This window comes from Sorangium sp. So ce1014 (assembly GCF_051521505.1).
In the GTDB taxonomy this organism is placed as follows: domain Bacteria; phylum Myxococcota_A; class Polyangia; order Polyangiales; family Polyangiaceae; genus Sorangium.
In genome coordinates this window covers 11,370,756-11,391,235 of the sequence record NZ_CP150356.1, presented here as the reverse complement: position 1 = coordinate 11,391,235, position 20,480 = coordinate 11,370,756, and the positions used below count along the sequence as shown (strand labels likewise).

The window sequence follows — 20,480 nt, the reverse complement described above, 5'->3', positions numbered from 1 at the left end:
GCACCGTCGACAAGCGGCCCCGCGGGCGCCGAGGGCGCTCGGCCGCAGCGAGGCCGCCGCGGCGAGGCGATCGTGGTGCAAATTTCCACCCCGCATTGAATCTGTGGTCGGCGCCTCGGGCCCCGCGGCGCGCGACATCGGCTCTTCGACCCGCGTGAGCCGCTCCGCCATCGTGTCTTGTCTTGCTGTGTAGACAGGGGCGTTCGTGAACGGAGAGACATACCTGCTCTGCGGATGTCGCGCCGGCCCTGCCGCCGGGGGCCGCGCGCCTGGCGGCGGGCGTCGCCCGGCGCTTCCGGTGGCGGACCGCATGACGTAGCATCGGGTCGTGCCTGCGAGCGGAGCCGCCTCCTTGCCCCTCCCCGCGCGGCCGCGTCTCGCTCGTTCAGAGGGTCCGGGGAGGTGCGCGCAAGTCCTACGAAGATGTAGACCACGTCGCTCGTTGCCCAAGACTCCGCAGTTGCCGGCCGGTATACTGGTCCGTGACAGCGGCTTGACTCGTCATGCGAAACCCGCCGACGCAGGGTGCCACCTCATGAGATCTCGGTCTTTCTGCTCGCTGGCGGTCGCGCTGGCCGCCCTCGCCGCCGCGCCCGCGCTCGCCCGCGCGCAGGACGCGCCCGTCAAGCCCGAGGGCATGGCCCTGAGCCGCTTCGTCCCGGCGCCCGCCGGGGACCGCATGTTCAGCGTACCGTCGCCGTTCGCGCCAGGCCACCTGACGCCCCACGTGATGCTGCTGGCCGATTACGCGAGCAATCCGCTCGTCCTGCGGCGCGAGCGCGACGGCGCCGAGATCGGCGCGGTCGTCAGCGATCAGCTCACGTTCCGGCTCAACGCGTCGCTCCCGCTCTGGAACAAGGTGAGCTTCGACCTCGACGCGCCGCTCACCGCGCTCCAGTCGGGAGAGAGCCCGAACGGCGGCGGCCGCGAGTTCGCGTCCCCGAGCGGCGCGGAGCTCGGCGACCTGCGGCTCGGCGCGCGCGTGCAGGTCTATGGCACGTACCACGACCCGCTCCAGCTCGCGGTCGGCGCCTACCTCTGGCTGCCCACCGGCGCGGACGACTCGTTCGTGAGCGACGGGAGCGTCCGCGCGATGCCTTACGTCGTCGCCGGCGGCCGCCTGGAGCGGCTTGTCTGGTCGACCTCGCTGGGCACCGAGATCCGGCGCTCCCAGTCGTTCGGCGGCGTGGCGCAGGGGACGATGCTCACCCTGGGCGGCGGCGTCGGGTTCCTCGCCGCCGACGGCCGGCTCCAGGTGGGGCCGGAGCTCAGCACCGCGATGGTGCTCGAGGACATCAGCGATCGCTCGATCAACGCGGAGCTCCTCCTCGACGCGCGGTATCGATTCCTCCCGTTCCTGGAGGCCGGCATCGGCGTCGGGCCGGGGCTCACCTCGGGGATCGGGACGCCCGACCTGCGCTTCGTCGCCATGGCCGCCTTCACGCCGGAGCAGCCGCCGGACACGGACAGGGACGGCGTTTCCGATCCGGAGGACGCCTGCCCGAAGGTGCCGGGCGCGCGCAGCGACGACCCGCGCAAGCACGGCTGCCCGCCGCCGCCGGACCGCGACAAGGACGGCATCGTCGACGCCGACGACGCGTGCCCGCTCGTGCCCGGCGTCCCCAGCGACGATCCGCGCAAGAACGGCTGCCCGCCGCCGCCGGACCGCGACGACGACGGCATCGCCGACGCCGACGACGCGTGCCCGCTCGTGCCCGGCGTCCCCAGCGACGATCCGCGCAAGAACGGCTGCCCGCCGGACCGGGACGAGGACGGCGTGCCCGACAGCGAGGACGCCTGCCCCGAGGTGAAGGGGTTCCGCTCGAAGGACCCGGCGAAGAACGGCTGCCCGCGCGATACGGACGGCGACCTGTTCCGCGACGACGACGACGCCTGCCCGAGGGAGAAGGGCTTCGCGGATCCGGACCCCGAGAAGCACGGCTGCCCGAAGGCGGTGCGGGTGACGGACAAGAACGTCGTGATCCTCCAGCAGGTGCAGTTCGACACGAACAGGGCCACCATTAAGCCGGTGAGCGATCCGCTGCTCGACGAGGTCGCGCAGGTGCTGGAGGAGCACCCGGAGATCGTGCTCATCGAGATCCAGGGCCACACCGACGATCGGGGCACCGACGGGCACAACAAGGCCCTGTCGCAGAACCGCGCCAACTCCGTCATGGCGGCGCTGGTCCGCCGCGGCATCGACTCGACGCGGCTGACGGCCCAGGGCTACGGCCGGGAGCAGCCCCTCGACAACAACGCGACGGAGGCGGGGCGGCAGCGGAACCGCCGTGTCCAGTTCAACATCATCAAGAAGGCCGCGTACAAGCCGCAGGTCGAAACCGGAGAGGATCGATGAGAAAGCAGTTAGGCGTCACCGGGCTCGCGTCTCTCACGCTGATTGGCCTCACGACCGCCAGCGCGACGGCCGAGCCCAAGCTGCGCATACAGGTCGATCAGCAGGGCGACTTCGCCCTCATCGGGAGCTCGATCGGCCAGGAGTGCCGCTCTTCGACGCCGAGGCCCAAGGAGGGCACGGTCGGCGACTGCGGCACATCGATCGTCGAATCGGGGCCTGATCTCTTCTGGCGGTCCGACTCGCCCGCGGACGGCAGGGCGGAGGCGAACCTCGACGTCGCCCCGGAGATGGCGCGCACGACCGCGGTGCTGACGCTGCCCGAGGGAGCGACGGTGACGCACGCGTTCCTGTACTGGGCCGCGCGCAACAGCGCCGGCGCGGATCCCGACGTCGAGCTCCACCACGCGGGCGGCTTCGACGGCACGGTCACCTCGATCGACTCGGTCGAGACGGTGATCAACGAGGGGAAGCCCAACGAGTCGCACAACTACCAGTCGGTCGCCGACATCACCTCGATCGTGAAGGAGAGCGGCGCGGGGGCTTACCGGGTGGGCGGCGTGGACGTCGTCGACGTCAGGAACAGCGACGACGATGTGGTCTTCGTGGCGTGGTGGATGGTGGTGTTCTACGAGGCGCCGAGATCACCGATGCGCAACCTCGCGCTGTTCGACGGGCTCGACCGGGTCTCCGAGGGGAACTCGCAGCGGGTCGAGCTCTCGGGCTTCAAGGTGCCTGACGCCGGCTTCACCGCGAAGCTCGGCATCGTCGCGTTCGAGGGCGACAACACGAACTCGGGCGACAGCGTGTTCTTCAACCCCCAGAACCCCGGCAAGCCCGACGCGGCCGAGGCGCTGAGCGACGCCCTGAACCCCGCGGACAACTTCTTCAACAGCACCCGATCGGCCCTCGGAGAGCCGGTGTCGGTGGAGGGTGATCTCCCGAGGATCGCGGGCACGCCTCAGAGCATGTCGGGGGTCGACATCGACATCGTGGATGTGAGCGCGAAGCTCAAGCCGGGGAACAACCGGGCGACGCTCGTCGCCACGAGCAGCCAGGAGCTCTATTTCCTCGCGGGGTGGGTGACGTCGATCTCCAACTTCGGGCCCGACTTCAGCAAGTCGAGCAAGGTGGCGAGGGACATCGGCGGGCCGCCGACCTACCGCGGCGACGCCATCGAATACGTCATCACGGCGTCGAACACCGGCAATGACGACGCCGTGGGTGCGGTGCTGACCGACGCGCTGCCTCCCGGTGTGACGTTCGTCCCGGGCTCGCTCTCGATCGTCGACGGGCCGAACGCCGGTCCCCAGACGGACAGTCCGGGAGACGACCTCGGCGAGTACGATCCGCAGACGCGGACCGTCACGTTCCGGCTGGGCGAGGGGGCGGACGGCGCGCAGGGCGGCAGCATCCCTGTCGACGGGAGCGTCTCGGTGCGCTTCGAGGTCACGGTCGACACGGACGCGCCGGACGCCATCAAGAACCAGGCGCGGATCGCCGCGGGGGGCGCGCTCGGTGCGCCGGTCAGCGACGACCCGACGGACGGCAACGGCGCCGCCGCCGGCGCGCCGCCGACCGAGGTCGCGGTGGAGCCCGAGGACTTCTATGCTGCCGGGAGCGGCATGCTCGGCGCCTGCGCGACGAGCCCGCGAGGCCGGGATGGGAGCGCCGGCTGGCTCGCGGGGCTCGCGCTGGCGGGGCTCCTCTGCAGGCGGCGCCGGGCGTAGCGGTCCGACGCTGGAGGCGCGAGCGGGAGCCGGACCGAGCGGAGAGCGCTCGGGTTCCGGCCGAGCTCAGTTGATGGTGAACGACTTGCTGACCGCGACCGGCCCGCCGCCGAAGGCGGGCACGCGCGCGCCGCGGAACAACCTGGCCACGCAGCCGCCGACGCTCGTTCCAGCGAACGGCGCGCCCTGAACCTCGGCCGACGTGACATTGCCGCTCGGCGCGAAGGTGACCTTGACCTTCCCGGTGCCCGTCGGCCCGCCGGCCTTCTTGCAGCTCTTGGCAGAGCCCGCTGCCGAGCCGAGCGCCGAGCTCGCGGCGCCGCGGTTGAACTCGCCGCCTCCGGAGGGCGCCGGCTCCGCCGCGGGCTTCGGCGCAGCCGGCTTGTCCGCCGCAGCGGCGGGCGCAGACGCCGGCTTCTCCCTCTCCGCCGGCTTCTCGGCCGCGCCGGGCGACGGCGGATCCGGCGTCGGCGCCGCCGCGGCGGGCTCCTCGGCGGCCGGCGCCGCCGTCTCGGCGGGGGGCGGCGTGGCGGCCGCCGTCTCGGTCGGTGCCGGCGCCGGCGTTGCCGCCGGGCTCGGCACCTCGGCGGGGGTGGTGTTCGTCTGCTCCGGCGTGGTCGTGGACGCGTCCTCCTTCGGCGACTGCATGAAGAAGAAGGCGACGCCGCCGATCAGCGCGACCGCGGCGACCGCGGTGGCGATCAGGCCCATGCGGCCCTTCTTCGCCGAGGCCTCCGGCGCCGCGATCGGGGAGAGCGGCAGGAGCGGCGAGGGCGGCACCGACGCCTTGGCCGGGACCGACATCGACGGCGGCGGCCGCGAGTCCGTCACCGGCGCAAGCAGGGGGGGCGGCGCGAGCATCGGCGCGGAGGCGATCGCGCCGCCGCCGAGGTTCAGCAGGTCGTCGTAGCCGCTGCGCCCGTTGTTCTTCGCGGGGCGGCTCGAGGGACGCCGGACCAGCGGGGCGTCATCGTCCTGCTGCTTGGCCGCGTTCTCGGTCGCGGTGAGCGCCGAGAGCGAGAAGAGGACGGAATTCTCGTTGCGCTCGCCCACCTGGCGATCGGCGCCGGGCAGCGGGGCAGGTGCGGCCGACTCGGCGTCCCGCTCGGCGGCGCTGAAGACGTCGACCGCGGCCGTGCGGCCCGGGCGTCGCGCCGCCGGAGCCGCCGCGCCGGCTGCGGCCGGCGCTGCCGCCGCCCCGCCGGCCGGCGCCGGAGCAGGCGCAGGGGCTGCCGATGCTGCAGCCGACGGTACGATACCGAGCTGGTTCAGCGCGCGCTTCGAGTCCTTCATCACCACGGTCCCCTCGGGGCCGAACCTGAGCCCGGCCGGCGCCGGAGCCACGGGGATCGGCGCCGCTGCCGGTGCAGGCGCGGGCACCGCGGCAGGCGCGGGCGCCGCGGCGGCCGCAGGCACCGCGGCAGGCGCGGGCACCGCGGCAGGCGCGGGCACCGCGGCAGGCACGGGCACCGCGGCAGGCACGGGCACCGCGGCAGCAGCAGGCATCGCGACCGCTGGAGCCGCTGCAGCGGCCGCCGTGGCCGACGCCGCATCCGCCGGGGTGGAAAATTGCTCCTTGAGCTCGGGGACGCTGGCGAGCGGCAGCCAGTCGGTCATCCCCTCTTTCCAGACGTAGGTCTCGTTGCTGAGCGCTCCGCGGGCGTACTCGGTCACGAGCTGGGCGGTCGTCATGGTCCGCTCGTCGCCCTCGGCGACGTTGACGGTCCACGCGTCGGGCGCCGCCGACGAGGGCGGGCCGCCGGCGTCGAGCTTCGCGTCGGCGTCCTCCGAGAGGTCGCCCTGCTGCCCCACGGTCGCGTCCTGCGACGGGGCCGAGGCCGCCTCATTCGCGCCGTGGACGACCATCGCGTGGTTGCATTTCTTGCATTTGATCTTGACCGTCTTGCCGACGACTTTCTCGTCGGCAATCGTGTACTTGGCCTGGCAGGACTCACACGTAATCTTCATGCGACTGTCGCCCTTCCCGTTCCGGCGTGCGGGCATGGGTTCAACGACCACACACGCGCACAATCACGCGGGACGGTCGGTTGACGGAGGATAGCGGGAGCGCGCGAGACCGATCAAGGAGCCGGCTTTTTTTGTGATCGCCGCCGGCGCAGCGCAGCGAGATGACGCAGCGCGCGCCCATGCCCGCGCGACGCGCAAGGGCGACGCGCTCAGTTGAGCAAGAGCAGCTGCGTGCCGTCTTTCCCGCAGAACATCGCCTCGCCCGGATAGCGCTCGCCGCAGGTAGGGCAGATCTTTCCGCGAACCCGCGGCGCCGGCCCGGCGCCGCCCGCGGCCGGCGCCGCGAGCGCGGCACCGGTCGACGCCGGCGCATCCTCGGCCCCGGCGCCGCCGCGCTCCCCGCCGAGGGCGCCGCCCGTCGACGCGGGGCCTTCGAGCTCGCCGCCGGCGCGCCGGCGCCCGCGGCGCAGCAGGATCAGCCCCGCAAACCCGAGGCAGGCGGCGACCCCGCCCACGATGGCGACGAACAGGTTCTTGCGCTGGCGTCCCAGGTCCTCGCCCGAGGTGGTGCGCCCGCCGATGGTGCCGGCCGCGATCACCACGACGGCGGCCTGATCGCTCTCACCGGCCTCGTTGAGCCCGCTCGTGGCGAGGAGCGCGTCGTACCGGTCGGGGCTCGTCACCTCGATCGCGACGGTCACGCCCTTGCCGGCGACGGTCGCCACGAGGCCGAGCGCCCCCTCGCCCGCGTCGGCGCCGAGCGAGAGGGCGCCGGTCGCGTCGACCGTCGCGGCGGACGCGAGCGGCCCGGACGCGATCGACCACGCGGGCCTCGTCGGGAGCGCGCATCCTGCCGCATCCATGACCAGGGCGCGGAACTGAAAGCGCTCGCCCGGCCGCATGAGCTTGCGCGACGGCGTGACCTCGAGGCGCGCCGGATCGCCGGGCGCATCGCAGGTGCGCGTGGCGGCGGGCTTCTTCTCGGAGGCGGCGGGCGCGGCGGGCGGAGCGCTCGCGATGGGCGGAGCGCTCGCCGCGGGGGGCGCCTCGCCCTCGCGCCGGACGAGCGTGTAGGACCGCGTCCTCGTCACGGAGGCGCTGCAGGTCGTGTCCTGGATGATGAACTCGTACTGCCCCGTCTCCACCATGTGGAGGCTTGTGTCGGTCGCCTGCGTCGTCGTGGTGACGACCGCCCGGCGGGGGTCGTTCGGCGGCGTCGTGCAGCGCGTCTGCCAGGAGCGCGCGTTGCCGGACGCCGAGTGCTTGCTGCGCGCGAGCCCGGGCATCTGCTCCCAGCACTCGGCGGTGCTCCACGACCGTCCGGCGCCCGAGATCGAGAGCTCCGAGCCGTGCTGCTGGATCTGCACGGCGCCGCCCGGGGCGCCCTGCGGGCGCGGCCTGGGCCCGCACGCCTCCCCCCACGCGTCGACCGACCACTGTTCGGAGAGCGCGCTCGCGGTCCAGGCCCCGCTCAGCTTCGGCTGGCCCTGCGCCGCGCCCGTGCCCGGAAGAGCGAGCGACGCGAGCGACGCAAGCGACGCGAACGACGCGAGGAGCAGGGCCGGCGAGGCGAGCAGCGGGCGTCCCACAGCCGAACCCTAGCAGCGCCCGCGCACGGACGGCAGCCGGCAGGCTCGCAGCCCGGGGCGGCTCGCTCGCTCCTCGCGTCCTCCCCCCTCGTCCAGGGCGGGCGAGGACGAGCGAGAACGAGCGAGAACGCGACCCGGCGCGACGCGCGACGCGCGGCGGCGCCCTCCGGGCGCAGGCCGCAACACATGAAAAAGCGGCGGGCCTGGAAAAGGGTCTAGACAGGCGAAACAGAGATTCGTTATCTTGAAAAATGGTCCCGTGCGCGCTCTGCATCAAATCTCGTCAGACACTCCCGCGTGCCTGATCCGATCCTGTTCAGCCCCTGGCCGGCATGAGGGCTGGAGAGGGCTGCGGAGCGTGCGGAGGAGGCAAAGCGTGCGAGACGCGCGAGACGCGCGAGATGTCACAACGCGCCGCCGCACGCCCCGCACCCGCCGCGTACCCATCGCGCGCCCATCCACCCATGCTGCGGATCTCCCTCGTCCCTGCGCTCCTCTTCACGGAACGCAAACGGCCCAAAAGCGTCACCGCACGTCCCAAAATTGTCCCAAAATTGTCACTGCGCACCTCGGTGGTTTTCTTGTGTCTCCCAGAAAAAAGATCTGGACACTTCCAGTAGTGAGTTGCTAACTTGAACACTGTCCCTTTGCGCATCCGCTCTCCGATCGAAGCCAAAGCACCCGCGTACCTGATCTGATCCTGATCAGCCCGCGGGGCGCAGTCCGATAGGAGCCCGCGAAACGACCTCGCCTGACCCGTGTGTCATGGCAACTGCCATCCGGATGACGCTCCAGCAATGGTTCACCTGTGAGGACCTCAAGGAGCTACAAATGAAGCAAGTCGCAATCGCCTCATCCGCCGCGCTCGCCACCCTGTTCATCGCCGCCACAAGCCTCGCCAACACCTCTTCACCGTCCCCCACGTGCACCGTGATCAAGCGGGGTGTCCTGGGCGACATCTACAACGCCGAGATCTGGAGCCTTGCCCCGAGCTATCACGTCCCGTCCCCGCATGAAGTGAACACCGGCTACTCCAGCACCGTCGGCGAGAAGCGCGCCCTCTTCCGCTTCGATCTGAGCCCCATCCCCGCCGGCTCGCTCGTCACGTCGGCCAAGTTCTACGCCCTGACCTACACGAGCACGGCCCAGACCGTGTACGTCCACCAGGTGCTCGCCCCCTGGACCGAGGAGGGCGTCACCTGGAACAACCTCGGCGGCATCGACCCCGCCACGTTCACCTCGTTCGTGCCCAACGTCACAGGATGGAGCTCGGTCGACCTCACCGGGCTCGTGCAGGACTGGGTGAGCGGCGTCTCGCCGAGCTACGGGATCCTCCTCGAAGAGGCCTCCTCCGGAAAGACCTCTTACAAAGGCAGCGCCCACACCGACGCTTCGTACCGCCCCCTCCTCGAGGTCTGTTACACGGCGCCAAAGGGCACGATCGGCGACAAGGTGTGGTTCGACGCGAACGCCGACGGCATCGAGGACGCCTCCGAGCCCGGCATCGCCGACGTCGTCGTCGACCTCTTCGCCGACACGAACTGCGACGGCTCGGCCGACGGCGCCGCCATGCAGACGACCGCGACCGGCGCGACAGGCGTCTACCGCTTCAGCGACGTCGAAGCGGGCTGTTATGTCGTCGCCGTCGACGACGCGACGCTGCCGCTCGGGCATTTCCTTACCACCGACGACGAGCCGCTCGCCGTGTCCCTCGACGCGGGAGAGAACGTGACCGACGCCGACTTCGGGTACGTGACGTACTCGTCGATCGGCGACACGGTCTGGCTCGACAGCGACGCCGACGGGCTCTACGAGCCGGAGACGGGCGAGCTCGGCGTCAACGGCGTCCGCGTCGAGCTGTTCCAGGGCGACCAGATGCTCGACTTCACCCTCACCGGCAACAGCCCCTACACCGGCCAGCCCGGCTTCTATCTCTTCGACACGCTCTCGGCGGGCACCTACTCGGTGGTCATCACCTCCGACAACTTCATGACGAGCGGTCCGCTCGCCGGACAGGAGCAGACGGCGGACCCGGACGGCGGGCTCGACAACGTCGGCACGGTCGCGCTCGGCTGGGCCCAGGACCTCCTCGACGCGGACTTCGGCTACCAGCTCTCCTGCGGCAACGGCGTCTGCGGCGGCGACGAGAGCTGCTCCACCTGCGCCGTCGACTGCGGCATCTGCCCGCCCGTCTGCGGCGACGGCACCTGCGGGATCGGCGAGGACTGCGGGAGCTGCAGCACCGACTGCGACGTCTGCGCGCCCGTCTGCGGCGACGGCACCTGCGACGCGAGCGAGAGCTGCGGGAGCTGCTCGGACGACTGCGGCGCCTGCCCGCCCGTCTGCGGCAACGACACGTGCGAGGCCGGCGAGGACTGCGGCACCTGCTCGGACGACTGCGGCGCCTGCCCCGCGGTCTGCGGCAACAACGTCTGCGAGAACGGCGAGGACTGCTCGAACTGCGCCGGCGACTGCGGCGCTTGCCCCGCGGTCTGCGGCAACGACAGCTGCGAGGCCGGCGAGAGCTGCCTCGAGTGCCCGAGCGACTGCGGCATCTGCCCGCCGGTCTGCGGCAGCGGCGTCTGCGAGGTCGGTGAGACCTGCGGGAGCTGCGCGGCCGACTGCGGCGCGTGCGCGCCGGTCTGCGGCGACGGAGTCTGCAAGGCGGGCATCGAGAACTGCTCGAGCTGCGCGGCCGACTGCGGCACCTGCCAGTGCGCGTCCCCCGGCACCGGCTCCCCCGGCTACTGGAAGAACCACCCGGGCGCGTGGAAGGTCTCGAAGCTGACGATCGGTAACAAGACGTACACGAAGTCCCAGCTCCTCGACATCATCAGCCGTCCGACCAAGGGCGACGTCACGTACATCATCGCGAAGCACCTCATCGTCGCCAAGCTCAACGTCGGTATCGGCAACCAGTCGAGCTGCATCGAGGACACCATCGCCAAGGCGGATGCGTGGCTCAAGAAGTACCCGCTCGGCAGCAACGTCAAGGACAAGGGCAAGAACTCCCCGTGGGAGAGCGGCGAGCCGCTCGCCGAGAAGCTCGACAGGTACAACAACGGCTACCTCTGCGCCCCGCACCGCGATGACCTGGACTGCGACAACGACCGGGATGACCGCGACCACGACCGCGGCTGCCGCTGACCGATAAGCCCCGGCGCCCCCCTGGGCCAGCGCCCGCCCGAGCGACCTGACTCGAGCGTACCGGCGCTGGCCCATCCCCCCCTCCCTGCCCCTCGCTGCTCCCCTCCCCCGCGACTCCCCACCGAACGAGCCCGTCCACGAGAGGCAGCCTCATCGCTCCAGCGGGTGGCCCTTTGCCCCGGAGCGAATCCCATGAAGGCGGGAAGATCCTTGAGCTTTTCTTCCCGCCTCCCCGCCTTCCTGTTCAGATCCGGCCACCCCCTCGCTCCACAGGCGCCCTCGACCCCGCGACCGTTCCGGCGGTTCCAAGGTCGCCGACCTCTCCGGCCCACGGCCTCCGGGCGCAGGTAAGATCGCCGACCGTGACACGCGACGCACCGGCGCTCCCGCTGCGAGTGGAACGACCCTGCGCGCGATGGTGAATCGCGACCACACCACGACGCACCGGCCCCGCCGAGGCAGGGGACCGGAGTGCCCCGGCGGCGATGGGCGTGTTCTGCCCCTTGCGCGGCAAATTGCCCCTACCGCACGGGACGTGGCTCCCGCTGGCACGGCTTACACCGCGGACAGCGGCGCGCCCCGCGCGCGCGATGACATCGTCGAGCCCGCTCCACCGCAAACCAGGACAGCGTGGCACGGGCGCTGCAATTCATGCGGTGCTGAGCTCCGAGGACCTCGGTAGACGGCCCGAAGGTCCACGAGGGGCGGGCCAGAAGAAGGAGAAGCTGCCATGAACCTCACCGAAAGCTGGATTGGCGATAAGCCCTTGGTCCCGCCTTGCGGTTTGTTCGGTAAAGGCCAGCATATCGTCCTGGCCGAAGACGACGACGACATGCGCTCCACGCTCGCGATGGCGCTCCGCCGCGACGGGTTCGAGGTGTCCGAGGCGCGCAATGGCCTCGAGCTGCTCGACAAGGTGGCGCCCTGGCTCGGTGGGAAGGAGCCCCCGGAGCCGATCGACGTGATCGTCAGCGATATCCAGATGCCCTGCTTCTCGGGGATGGAGATCCTGGAGGGCCTCGCCGAGCTGAGACGCCGGCCGCCGGTCATCCTGATCACGGGGTTCGGCGACCCCCACCTCCACGCGGCCGCACGAAGCCTGGGCGCCTCGGCGGTCTTCGAGAAACCGTTCGAGCTGGATGATCTCCGCAGCGTCCTGTTCAACCTGAAGGACGCGCCCGGCTTCGACGGCGGCTACTGATAACGAAGAGCGCGCCCCGTACCCCCGCGGGGCCGCCGGACGCCGCGCTCAGCCGTCCGGCCGCGGGAGGGGCGTCGCCGCCGCCCAGCGCGCGACGCAGCTCCGCTCCTCCTCGGTCATCTCCAGCATGCTCGCCACCACGCCGTCCAGGTGGCGCCGCGCCTCGGCCGGCAGGCCTGCGTTCGCCGGGCCGAGCTCCCGCCCGAGCGCGTCGAGCGCGCCGATCAGGTCGGCCCGCGCCGGAGGGGGCGCCGGGATCGCCCGCAGGTGCGCGATCTTCACCTGCGGCATGCCCTCGCGCGCATCCCGGTGTCGGGTGTAATGCCACCAGCGCACAGGGGAGGAGTTGAGGTAGCAGAGCAGCGCGAACTCGCTCCAGGTGGCGTCGCAGAAGCCGGCCAGGATCGAGTTGCGAAACGGGAGGCCGTCGCTCAGCGCGGCGATCGGGTAGCGGGCGGTCTGGCGGATCAGCAGCCGCACCGCCTTCCAGTCCTCGTCCTTCCGGAAGCGGCCCTTCACGCCCGCGCGATCGACGTGGTGGCGCGGCGCGCGCGCGATGAGCTCGCCCACGTCGGTGCCCTCGCGGATGGGGCAGGTGTACGGCGGCACGGGGACGTCCGCGCGCCGGATGCGCTCGGCGTCCTCGGCCGACGTCTGGAAGCCGCGCTCCCCGAACAGCGCGGCCGGCAGCGGGCTGAGCGCGCCGAGCCGATCGAGGAGCCGCCGGGACACGCCGTCGAGATCCGAGCGCGCGAGCGACCAGCAGGGGGCGCTCGCCGCCGCCCGGGGGGACGGGGGCGCGAGGCGGGTCGAGAGGAGGCCCATGCACGGCTGGAAGACGCCCTCGAACGCGTCGCTGCCGAAGCTCGGGAGGTCAGGGTCGACGGCGCAGAGCGCGTCGTGCGCGCGCCGCGTGGGGCGGTAGCCATCGAGGTCCGCCACCGACGTGGGGATGACGAGGCCGAGCCGCCCGCCCGGCCGGAGCAGCGACGCAGCCCGGTGCACGAACAGGCCGTGCAGCGAGCGGTAGCCATGGAAGGCCGGGTTCCTCCGGAGATAGAGGTTGAAGACCTCGGGCGCGATCGGCTGCGCCGCGCGGCCGACGTACGCGACCCAGGGCGGATTGCCGATCACGGCGTCGAAGCCGGGCTCCGCGCGATCGAAGGCGCCGGGGAACGCGAGCTCCCAGTGCAGGAACCGGCGCCCCTCGGCGATGCGGCGCGACACAGCCGCCCGCGGCTCGGCCGGATCGCCCGCCGCGGCCATGTAGCGCGCGAACGTGGCCGGCCCGGGCGCCAGGGCCGCGAGCTCGCCTTCGGACGGCCAGAACCACAGGGCCATCCAGGCGTCGAGCGCCGCCTGATCCGCGCCCTCGGCGCGCTCGGCGCTGTCGCAGGCCGCCCCCTCGGCGCGCGCCGGCGACCGGCGCGCAGGAGCTCGCCGCGACAGGGACCGCCGCGCCCGGCGCTCCCCGGCGGCGTCCGCGGGCCCGCCGCGCGTCCACGCCGCGGCCGGGAACGCGCCGACCTCCGCGCGCTCGGCGCCGATGAGGCTGTCGCCGCAGCGGAGCTTCCCATCGAGGAGGCTCGGCGGGAGGTCCGCGTCCTGCACGACAAGCCAGAGCGAGAGCCTGGCGAGGTCGACCGCGAGCGGGTCGAGGTCGACCCCGTACAGACAGCGCTCGGCCACGAGCGCCATCGCGCGGCGGAGCGGCGGCTCCCCGGGGGCGAGGCCCGGCGTCGCGCCGGCGCGCTGCCAGGCGGCGGCGAGGTGCGCGGCGAGCTGGCGGCACGCCTCCACGAGGAACGCGCCGGAGCCCATCGCGGGATCGCACACCGCGAGCGAGAGGATGTCGTCCGGCGCCGGCGGCCCGCCGGCCCGCGCGAGCAGCGGCGACAGCGTGCGCTCGACGACGTGGCGCGTGATGTCGCGCGGCGTGTAGTACGAGCCCGCGCGCCGCCGGAGCTGCCCCGGCTGGAGATAGAGCGTGCCCCGCGCGAGGCGGCCCGGCTGGCGCGGGGAAGCGCGGCGCGCGAGCGCCTGCGACAGCTCGGCCACGCTGCCCGCCGCGACCACGCTGGCGGCGAGGCGCGCGCCGAGCCGGAGGTCCGCCACCTCCTCGAGCCGCGCGAGGCGCTCGCCACCCGGGAGGGCGAGGAGCGCCTCCAGGTCGACGACCGCGTGCGACGGCAGGAGCGCCATCGACTCGCCCTCGGCGATCTCGAGATCGAAGGCGATCAGGCCCTCGTAGAGCGTGCCGATGTGCTCGACCTCGAGCTCGCCGTAGCGCACCGGCGCGCCGTCATGCGCGAGGAGCGCCGCGAGCACGCGGTGGAGCACGCCATCGCTGAGCGAGGATCGACCGTCCAGCAGAGGGTGCGCGTCCGGGCCGCAGAGGCCGCCGCGCGCGCCCCCGGGACCGCGCTCGAGGAGCGCACGGAAGAGCGCCGCGACGCGCGCCCACGCGCCGTGGCGATGCCCGAGGTCGCCGCCCCGCCGCCGCTCCTCCTGGAGCTCCTCGAAGAGCCGCGCGAGCGGAGCGCCGTCGCCGTCCGCGCCGGCGAGCAGGCCGCGCGCCTCGGCGTAGAGGAGGAGGATGAGCCGCATCAACGCGGTCACGAGGCCGGCGCGGAGGTGCCGCCGGCCCGCGGCGGAGCCGCCCGAGGCCGCGCCGCCGCCCTGCGGATCGGCCGACTGAACGCCGCGGAGGAGCTCGCCGAGCGCGCCCTGCGCCTGCTCGCGGAGCTGCCTGGCCACGCCGTGGCCAGGCGGCGCGGGCTGGCGGCGGAGCTCGCCGGGCGCGCCCTCCTCCCTCGCGCCGTCGCGCGGGGAGCACGAGTCGACCCGTTCACGGTCGCAGCGCAGGGAGGCGCCGAGCTGAGGGCATTCCGAGGACACGCGGGATCCGCACGGAGCATTGCGGATAGGACGGGGTGCAGGCAAGAGCCCCGACGCCGAGGCGCGCGAGGGCCGCGGCGGCGGCCCGGGTGGAGCGTCGCCCCGGCGGGCGACGCGCGGCGCGCTGGAGAGGAGTCCTTCCTCGCCCGGAGGTCCTGACGCGCGGCGCGCTGGAGAGGAGTCCTTCCTCGCCCGGAGGTCCCGACGCGCGGCGCGCTGGAGAGGAGTCCTTCCTCGCCCGGAGGTCCTCCCCCAGCACGCTTTACCGGGATGCGCGTGAAAGGATTCCCGGCGCAGCGCCGCGCGGAGGTACGGTTCGTGCCGTGTGTCCTCGAATGAAGGCCCAGACGCTCGAACGGCACGCACTCGCTCATTCACGCAACTCACACCCTGGCTCCGCGGCGCGGCGCGGCGCCTTGATCGCCGCGATCTTGCTCGGTATCTCGGCCTGCCAGGGCGCCGGAGAAGAGCCGGAACAAGAGGCCACCGGCGCCGTCAGCGCGGGCGCCGACCTCTATTCCGGCATTCCCCAGGACGGCGTCGTCCTCGGGGATCCGGGCGCGCCGATCACCCTCGTCGAGTTCTCGGATCTCCGCTGCTCGCATTGCCGGGATTACGCGCTCGAGGTCCTGCCCGTGATCCTCGACCGCCACGTGCGCACGAGGCAGGTGAAGCTCGTGTTCCGGAACCTCACGTTCCTCGGGCCGGGCTCCGTGCAGGCCGCGCGCATGGCCGCGGCGGTCGGCATGCAGGGCCGGCTCTGGGAGTTCGTCGACAACTTCTTCCGGATCCAGGCGCGCGAGCGCCCGCCGGTCACGGACGAGCTCCTGCTGCGCATCGCCTCCGAGCTGCCGGGCGTGGACGCCGCGCGGGCGATGGCGCAGCGCGACAGCGGGGAGGTCGTGCGGCAGCTCGAGGCCGCGCGGGCCGAGGCCGCTCACCTCCAGGTCCACGGCGTGCCGGCGCTGTTCCTGAGCCGCGAGGGAGAGGGGCTCCGCCGGCTCCGCCTCTCCTCGATGTCGCCGGAGCCGATCTCCCGCGCGATCGAGCAGCTCCTGCGCGCGTCGGGCCCGCGCGGGTGAGCGCGCGGCGACCGCAACAGCGGCCGGCTCCCCGCGCGGTTTTTGGTACGCTCGCGCGGGGATGACCGCCTCGCCGCTCGTGTTCCCTCCCCGCCCCCCCTCGCTGCACGGCCGGCGCCGCGAGCTCGCGACGCTCACGGCGACCCTGCGCGCGTCGCGCCCGACGCGCATCGCGCTCGTCGGCACGGGCGGCAGCGGCAAGTCGACGCTCGCGTGCGCGCTCGGGCACAGGCTCGCGGCCGAGCTCCCCGGCGGGATCCACTGGTTCCGGGTCGGCGCCTGGGACGCGCGCACCCTGCTCGGGATGCTGTCGCTCCGCTTCGGGGCCGGGCCGTCGCCCTCGCTGCCGGCGCTGCGGCGCCGCCTGCGAGCGCTCGGCGAGATGCTCATCGTGCTCGACAACCACGAGCACGACCGCGCCGTCGCCGAGCTGCTCGACGGCCTCCGCGACGAGGCGGTGACGTGGGTCATCACGGCGCGGCGCTGCCTCGTGGCCGGCGTCTCCATCTTCCCGGTCATCGCGCCCCTCGTGACCTCGGGGCAGAGCCCCTTCCCCGCGGTCGCCTCGCTGACCCGCCTGCTCCGCTGGAACCCGGTCTCCCTGGAGCTCGCCGACGCCATCGTCGAGGGCGGCGCGGCCGACGTCGCCGAGCTCCACCGCTGGCTCGTGTCGGGCGGCGTCGACCGCGTGCAGGTCATCGATCACGAGGACGACCTCCCCGAGGTCGGCCTGCTCGTCGCCTGGGTCTTCCGCGGGCTCTCGCCGCCGGCGCGGCGGATGCTCGCGGTGCTGGCGCACTCGAACGGCGACCACATCGACGAGGGCTCGCTCGCGCAGCTCGCGCGGGCGGGGCGGAGCGCCGGCGACGCCCTCGCGTCGCTCCGCCGCTTCCGGCTTGTGCAGGAGCCGCTCGCGGGCCGCTTCGCGCTGCACGCGACCGTGCGCCACGCCCTCATGAAGCGCACGCGGTTCGATCAGGGCCGCTTCTTCGAGCACTACGTGGCGCTCCTCGAGCGCTCTCCGGAGCGGCTCGACCTCGAGCAGACCCACCTGTTCGCGGCCATGGACTACGCCCATGACACAGGGAGCGTCGCGGCCGCGATCCGCGTGAACGAGCTGCTCTCGCGGCTGTCGCTCTGACGCCCGCGCTCCCCGCGGACGGCCGCCGCGGCCGCGGTCAACGCGGCTCTTCGGGGCTCCCCTCGTGCGGGCTCCCCACGTGCTCGCAGCAGAGCTCGACGAGGCGCTTCAGCACCCACTGCCCCGCGGGGCCCAGCACGAGCCCCGGCCGGTGGACCACGGCGAGCGACAGGAGGTGCTCGTCCTCTCCCCACGCCTCCGGCCGGACGCGGACCAGACGTCCGGACCTGAGATCGTCGCGGATCATGTGCTCTGGCAGGTTTCCCCAGCCGAGCCCTGCGCACAGGAGCTCTCGCTTGGTCTGGAGATCGACGACACGCCAGGTGCGGGGGGACAGCACGGCCTGCTCCGGTGAGCGCGCCCCGCCGCGCTCGCTCAGCACGATCTGCACGTGCTCGCGCAGCTGATCGGTCGCGACGCGCCCGGCGTGCTGCTGCGCGGCGGCGAGCGGGTGCGTCTTGCCGGCGACTGGCACCATGCGCACGGACGTGAGGTGACGGCGCTCGAGCCCCTGGGCCGCCGCCGCCGGCCCCACGACCCCGAGCTGGCAGGTCCCGTCGAGCACCCGATCGGCGACGGCGGCCATGGTCTCGGTGTGCACGACGAGCTCCACGGTGGGGTAGACGCGCGCGAACTCGACGCAGAGATCGACGAGCGCGGAGAGCGGAAAGACAGCGTCGACGCACAGCGAGACGAGCGGGTCGAGGCCGCCGGCGAGCCGCTGCGCCGCGCTGCTGAGCGCGTCCGCGTCGGCGCACACCCGCCGCGCGGCGCCGAGCAGGACGCGGCCCTGCTCCGTGAGCGCCGGGATCCTCGTCGATCGGTCCCAGAGGACGACCCCGAGCTGGCCCTCCAGGTTGGCCATCGCGTGGCTCACGGCCGACTGGACGCGGTGGAGCTTCCTGGCCGCGGCCGAGAAGCTGCCCTCGTCGGCGACCGCGATGAACGTGCGCAGCTGGTCGAGCGTGATGGAGTCGTGCACCGCGCGTCACCCTGCCACGGCTCGCCGCGCCCCGGCGCGTCGGTCGTCCGTCAGCCCGCCGGCGGCGGGCCTCCTGCGCTTGTGAGCTCGACAAAAACAGCGCGGCGGCCGGGGCAGGCGAGGAGCGTTTTCCCAAGGGGTCTACCCTCCAGCCGGCCGCGCGGCCCGCGGGCGGGTAGACCCCTTTTTCTACGCTCCTCGCCTGCCCCGGCCGCCGGCGCGCGCTCGATCGAGCGCGCTCGTCACGGCCTGGAGCAGCCGACGACGCCGATCAGAGCGGCGGGTTGGCGTTCTTCACGCACTCCACGAAGTACTCGTGGAACCAGAACCCCGCTTCCGGCGCGCGCTGATCTGCGTTCTCGTAGCCGCAGAACAGGTCGTAGCGCTCCGCGCTCGTGTCGGCGGTGCCGTCGGAGTCACCCGGCGGCTTGACCCAGTAGAAGGCGTCGAGGCGCGTCGCTCCGCCCGGGTTCGCCCGGGGCCGCTCGCCCATGCCGGCGCCCTCGTTGTTGCACCAGAAGCCCCAGTCCGACCGGATGTTGCCGCGGCCGTTGCGGCTCGTGTCGATGATGAAGTGCTTGTCCCCGAGGCCTTCAGCCGCCAGCGCCGAGGCCATGGCATCGACATAGTCGTACTCGCCGAAGCACGGGTTGTCCTGCTGATCGTAGCTCTCCGAGCTGTAGGTGAGCTGCGTGTAGTTCGCGACGTTGGTCGCGAAGCCGCGAACGCCCTTCGGATTGCCGGCGGCCTCGATGACGCTGGCGAAGATCTCGGCGCCCTTCTTCTGGTTGTCCGCCCAGCCGAGCCAGCCCGAGTGCGCCGCGTCGATGTACTGGTACACGTGATCCATATTGAGCTTCTGGAGCGCGTACGCGACGTTCTCGCGGTAGGCCGTATCCGTCTCCGGGGTGCAGTCCTTCTTGCCCAGATTCGTCGCGAGGTTGGGGAGCGAGTCGGGCTCGATGATCGCGATGATGCGCTGGTTCGGACGCGCGGCGAAGATCGCGGCGATCCGATCGATGAACTCTTCCCTGTACCGCTTGACGCCGCCGTTCTCGACCCGGAGCTCGCCGTTCGAGGCCTCGGCGAAGCAATCGCGGTTCGGCAGGTCGTACACGACGATGACCGGAATGACCGGCTCGCAGATCTGGTTCTGGAGCGCGAGCGCGGCGTCGAGGTGCCCCTCGAGGCGGTCGACCGCCGCGATCCGGTCGAGCCAGAACGCGGTCGGGATCTCCTGGACCTTCTTCATCTTCTCGACGAGGGCCGCGTCCGTCGTCTTGTCGATCGACGACTGGACCTTCGCGATATACTCCGGGTCGACGAACAGCGTCCCGCCCACGAACGGGTTGCCGTCCGCCGTCGAGATGTCGACCGGTCCGGTGCAGTTGCCGCCCGACGCCGTCGAGGCCGTGCCCGTCGGGGTGCCCGCGCCCGCGCCGCTGCCCGTCGGGGTGCCCGCGCCCGCGCCGCTGCCCGTCGGGGTGCCGGCGCCCGCGCCGCTGCCCGTCGGGGTGCCCGCGCCGCTGCCCGTCGGGGTGCCGGCGCCCGCGCCGCTGCCCGTCGGGGTGCCCGCGCCCGCGCCGGCGCCGCCCTCTCCGTTGCTGCTCCCGCCGCCCCCGTCGCCCGAGCACGCCGCAAAAGAGGCGGTCGTGAGGAGGACCGCAACCCACTTTGCCAACCCGAGCTGATGCGAATTCCTTCTCAGCATATTAAGCCTTTCACCTACGTCACTGAAGAAACCAGGCAAATCCAACGTATCAAAAATAGCGTGCCGAGCCTAGACCAAGGGTTTCGCAGGGGCAAGGACAAACGGCGGCTATCCCATGCCAGCGTGGCTCCATCGTAATCTGCCGTGCGGTTATTTTTCACGGCGAATAGAAATGTCCGCCGCCTCTCGACCGCCTCTCGACCGCCTCTCGACTTACGACGTTCCGACGCGCGTCGCGAGCGCGTCACATGGCGCGTCCGACAACGGCCCGCAAGGCTGTTTCGCACGGGGAAACCACGCTGGGAGAGGATGGCCTCCGGGCCCAACGCATCGCGCAACCCACGCGACGGGTCGGCGCGGCCTGGCCGTCGAAGTGACATGGCAGACAACGAGAACTGTTTCGGGTTGATTTCCAGGTACGTCACCGACGGTGAGCTCACCCTCTCTGAACCGCAGCGTGCTCGGGTTGCGCGGCGAGTCACGGTGAGCTCACCCTCTCTGAACCGCAGCGTGCTCGGGTTGCGCGGCGAGTCGGACGTGCAGTGACGCAGGGTGGCACTTTGAGACGCACCGCGCCGGGGGCGCGTCGTGCCGTGATCGTGGGGAGTGCAGCGCTCATCCTCGGCTTGCCCGCGCGCCTTCATCCAGCCGGCGCTCATGGTGTTGATAACGAGTGGG

General features: G+C 72.4%; 11 protein-coding genes. 6 read left to right on the top strand and 5 right to left on the bottom strand.

Going from position 1 to position 20,480, the window contains the following annotated elements:
• Positions 1-535: 535 nt before the first annotated feature.
• Both WME75_RS42940 and WME75_RS42935 read left to right on the top strand, forming a co-directional pair.
• Positions 536-2,356: an OmpA family protein gene (locus WME75_RS42940; protein ID WP_437483381.1), complete on the top strand. Its 1,821-nt coding sequence runs from the start codon at positions 536-538 to the stop codon at positions 2,354-2,356.
• Positions 2,353-4,083, top strand: coding sequence for a DUF3344 domain-containing protein (locus tag WME75_RS42935; RefSeq protein WP_437483378.1), 1,731 nt, complete (start codon positions 2,353-2,355; stop codon positions 4,081-4,083). Before WME75_RS42940 ends, WME75_RS42935 begins: the two co-directional genes overlap by 4 nt.
• A gap of 66 nt (positions 4,084-4,149) precedes the next feature.
• On the opposite strand, the gene WME75_RS42930 is transcribed toward WME75_RS42935, so the two are convergent.
• Together WME75_RS42930 and WME75_RS42925 are read right to left on the bottom strand one after the other, a co-directional pair.
• Entirely contained in the window at positions 4,150-6,051 is a 1,902-nt protein-coding gene (locus WME75_RS42930) for a zinc-ribbon domain-containing protein (protein WP_437483375.1), read from the bottom strand.
• 209 nt (positions 6,052-6,260) lie between these two features.
• Entirely contained in the window at positions 6,261-7,640 is a 1,380-nt protein-coding gene (locus WME75_RS42925; RefSeq protein ID WP_437483372.1) for a hypothetical protein, read from the bottom strand.
• Between the two features lie 831 nt (positions 7,641-8,471).
• On the opposite strand from WME75_RS42925, the gene WME75_RS42920 reads away from it, so the two are divergent.
• Both WME75_RS42920 and WME75_RS42915 read left to right on the top strand, forming a co-directional pair.
• Positions 8,472-10,787 (top strand): SdrD B-like domain-containing protein, encoded by a 2,316-nt coding sequence (locus WME75_RS42920; protein ID WP_437483369.1) that lies wholly within the window; start codon positions 8,472-8,474, stop codon positions 10,785-10,787.
• A 730-nt stretch (positions 10,788-11,517) separates the two neighbouring features.
• A complete protein-coding gene (locus tag WME75_RS42915) occupies positions 11,518-11,988 on the top strand; it encodes a response regulator (RefSeq protein ID WP_437483366.1) in 471 nt (156 codons plus the stop codon).
• Positions 11,989-12,036: 48 nt separating this feature from the next.
• On the opposite strand, the gene WME75_RS42910 is transcribed toward WME75_RS42915, so the two are convergent.
• Positions 12,037-14,886, bottom strand: a complete 2,850-nt coding sequence (locus tag WME75_RS42910) for an Eco57I restriction-modification methylase domain-containing protein (protein WP_437483363.1) — start codon at positions 14,884-14,886, stop codon at positions 12,037-12,039.
• Between the two features lie 416 nt (positions 14,887-15,302).
• On the opposite strand from WME75_RS42910, the gene WME75_RS42905 reads away from it, so the two are divergent.
• Both WME75_RS42905 and WME75_RS42900 read left to right on the top strand, forming a co-directional pair.
• Complete coding sequence (locus WME75_RS42905; protein ID WP_437483360.1) at positions 15,303-15,968, top strand: DsbA family protein; 666 nt, start codon at positions 15,303-15,305, stop codon at positions 15,966-15,968.
• A gap of 61 nt (positions 15,969-16,029) precedes the next feature.
• On the top strand, positions 16,030-17,109 hold the full coding sequence (locus WME75_RS42900) for a hypothetical protein (protein WP_437483357.1): 1,080 nt from the start codon (positions 16,030-16,032) through the stop codon (positions 17,107-17,109).
• A gap of 37 nt (positions 17,110-17,146) precedes the next feature.
• Here the strand turns inward: WME75_RS42900 and WME75_RS42895 are convergent, their stop codons facing one another.
• A complete protein-coding gene (locus WME75_RS42895; RefSeq protein WP_437483354.1) occupies positions 17,147-18,091 on the bottom strand; it encodes a LysR family transcriptional regulator in 945 nt (314 codons plus the stop codon).
• 271 nt (positions 18,092-18,362) lie between these two features.
• A complete protein-coding gene (locus WME75_RS42890; RefSeq protein WP_437483352.1) occupies positions 18,363-19,802 on the bottom strand; it encodes a glycoside hydrolase family 6 protein in 1,440 nt (479 codons plus the stop codon).
• Between the last annotated feature and the right edge of the window lie 678 nt (positions 19,803-20,480).

Excerpts from the sequence above, each read along its gene's own strand:
- WME75_RS42940 (WP_437483381.1), top strand. The coding sequence starts at position 536 with ATGAGATCTCGGTCTTTCTGCTCGCTGGCGGTCGCGCTGGCCGCCCTC.
- WME75_RS42930 (WP_437483375.1), bottom strand. The coding sequence starts at position 6,051 with ATGAAGATTACGTGTGAGTCCTGCCAGGCCAAGTACACGATTGCCGAC.
- WME75_RS42900 (WP_437483357.1), top strand. The coding sequence starts at position 16,030 with ATGACCGCCTCGCCGCTCGTGTTCCCTCCCCGCCCCCCCTCGCTGCAC.
- WME75_RS42890 (WP_437483352.1), bottom strand. The coding sequence starts at position 19,802 with ATGCTGAGAAGGAATTCGCATCAGCTCGGGTTGGCAAAGTGGGTTGCG.
- WME75_RS42915 (WP_437483366.1), top strand. The coding sequence starts at position 11,518 with ATGAACCTCACCGAAAGCTGGATTGGCGATAAGCCCTTGGTCCCGCCT.
- WME75_RS42920 (WP_437483369.1), top strand. The coding sequence starts at position 8,472 with ATGAAGCAAGTCGCAATCGCCTCATCCGCCGCGCTCGCCACCCTGTTC.
- WME75_RS42935 (WP_437483378.1), top strand. The coding sequence starts at position 2,353 with ATGAGAAAGCAGTTAGGCGTCACCGGGCTCGCGTCTCTCACGCTGATT.